The organism is Aminobacter sp. P4_H6_2 (assembly GCF_056400805.1).
Map to the genome: position 1 here is coordinate 1 of NZ_JBFUKO010000816.1, position 2,057 is coordinate 2,057.

The 2,057-nt window shown below is 57.1% G+C and carries 3 protein-coding genes; 2 read left to right on the forward strand and 1 reads right to left on the reverse strand.

Annotated elements, in window-relative coordinates; translation table 11 throughout:
- Together AC1DUU_RS30505 and AC1DUU_RS30510 are read left to right on the forward strand one after the other, a co-directional pair.
- Positions 1-439, forward strand: a 439-nt coding sequence (locus AC1DUU_RS30505) for a DUF982 domain-containing protein (RefSeq protein ID WP_476787050.1), incomplete at its 5' end; no start/stop codon positions are given.
- A 117-nt stretch (positions 440-556) separates the two neighbouring features.
- The gene (locus AC1DUU_RS30510) at positions 557-742 is read left to right on the forward strand and encodes a DUF982 domain-containing protein (protein WP_476787052.1); all 186 of its coding nucleotides are present in this window, start codon (positions 557-559) and stop codon (positions 740-742) included.
- A gap of 552 nt (positions 743-1,294) precedes the next feature.
- Here AC1DUU_RS30510 and AC1DUU_RS30515 read toward each other — a convergent pair.
- The coding region (locus AC1DUU_RS30515) for a zinc-binding metallopeptidase family protein (protein ID WP_476787051.1) at positions 1,295-2,057 on the reverse strand (763 nt) is incomplete at its 5' end.

The following is a 2,057-nucleotide window of genomic DNA, read 5'->3' on the forward strand; positions in this document are numbered from 1 at the left end:
ATCTGAGAGCGTCCCGTTCGGGACGATTGCTCTCGGTCATTTCGCCGCCATTCGCTTGCTCCCCGTTTTGCACGGCATTGGCGCCAAGCAGTGCCTGTTCTGCCTGCCTCAATGGCATCGGGGAGAGCTTCGTGAAAAGAGCAAGGGTGTGCGTTCATGCAACCGTCTCCCCGCACRTGCGTTGGTRSYGATGGAACTCAWACCARCCATATGGGTCAAGGAGAACGACTTCCCGCGACGCGAGATCGCATCAGTCCCTGACGCCATGGAATTTCTCGGAGCGTGGCCCCGCGCCAAGCGCAATCCGTTCTTCGATCTGGCCGAGAACGCCATGCAGGCCGCGATCAATGGTTCGATCTCAGTCGACGAGGCGAGAGAAGCCTTTCAATCCTTTTGCAGCGAGCAAGGGATACTGGCTCAAGATCCGTTGAAAGACTGAGTCACGGACAGTCTCCCCTTGAAGCCTGGAAGCAAAAAAGCTGCTGTCGCCATTTCTTTGAAAGCTGGTCGCTCCAAAAGCGGCAGTTCTCGCTTGCTCACAAGACGGTCCAAGACCATGAAGGAAGTGTTGATACGCCAAGCCTTTTCCCGCTCGATATTCGTGAAGGACCGTGGTCAGGCCGTTCGCGAAATTGCGAACATTGCCGATGCGACCGACTTTCTTGCCAGATGGCCTGAAAGCAGGCGCGGTCCGATCTACAAAACTGCTGTACGTGTATGCCATGCTGCGCGAGATGGGTAATTAACTGTTGACGGCGCGCGCAATGCGTTCGCGGGGTTCGCACGATCGGTCGGGATCAGGGAGCCCAATGCGGCTGCACCACCCGCCAAGGACGCCTGATAGAGAGACCACACGGTCGGCGATGATGCACACGTCGTATCGGGCCGGTTCGGTTTGCGGCGGTCATAGGACCTTCGGTCCTTCTTCCTGAGTCCGGCGATGACGTTCAAAATACCATCGTCCGTTGCTGCGACGATGGTTTTCGCGCGTCTCAGCCTGTCAGGCCTGACCATCTTCAGAATCTGCTCTCGGTGTTCCTTTCGCCAATCTGATGTGCATCGCCCACGATATCCTGAGCCTTCCCCGAGATGACGGGCCTCTCGGCCCGAAACCTGAAATACATGCGCGCCTACCCAGGCCTTGCCCGAGGGCGAATTTGTGCAACGGGTTATTGCACTATTACCCTGGGGCCATAACGTCCGCCTTCTCGACGCCGTCAAGGCGCCCGAGGCACCTGGTATGCCCGGGCAGGCGATAGAACACGGCTGGAGCCGCCACGTCCTCGCCCACCACTCATGGAACCAAAGGAATTGCGTTCTCCGGTAAGGGGGAGGCATAGGATTCCGATGCAGTGCGACGGGCGAATTCCTCTTTTGCGGCCAATAAAGCTTCAGGTTCGGCGATCAGTTCGACAGCGGTTGCAGCCAGGACTTTGGCCACTTGGACCATTCCCTTGTGCGCTGCCTTGGCTTTGCCCTGCGCGGTTATCTGCCAAGTATGACCCGGCGTTCCAATCGCGTGGGTCGCAAAACCCACTTGGGCAAAGGGAACAACCCAACTGACATCGCCCACATCGCTCGATCCAAGCATGGGAACGACTTTGGCCTCGAGTGGCACGATGAAATCACAAATCGACGCGTCACTCACCGGCACTCCAGCGATAAGGTAGGCCGTCTCGATTTCTTCCTTGGACAAGGTTTTCTGAATTCTTGCGGCGTACGTACGATCGTCATCGTCAAAGACGGTGGGACCAAGGTGCTCCATATGTTGGTGCAGGAGTTTATTGAGAGGAGAATTCTCCAGAATTTCAGACATAGCCGACACAATTTGCGACGTGACCTGAGTTTCAGTCATCATCGCTGCGCCGGCTGCAACCATCTTCACACGGTCAACCAGCTTCAACATATCGACCCGTTTCGGGGCCCGGATCGAATATCTGACCGTCGCCTTGGCCTGAACCACATTGGGTGCCCGCCCGCCAGAGTCCAGCACGGCATAGTGCATGCGGGAGTCAGCAGGCACGTGCTCACGCAGATAATTGACGCCAACGCTCATC

Excerpts from the sequence above, each read along its gene's own strand:
- AC1DUU_RS30510 (WP_476787052.1), top strand. The coding sequence starts at position 557 with ATGAAGGAAGTGTTGATACGCCAAGCCTTTTCCCGCTCGATATTCGTG.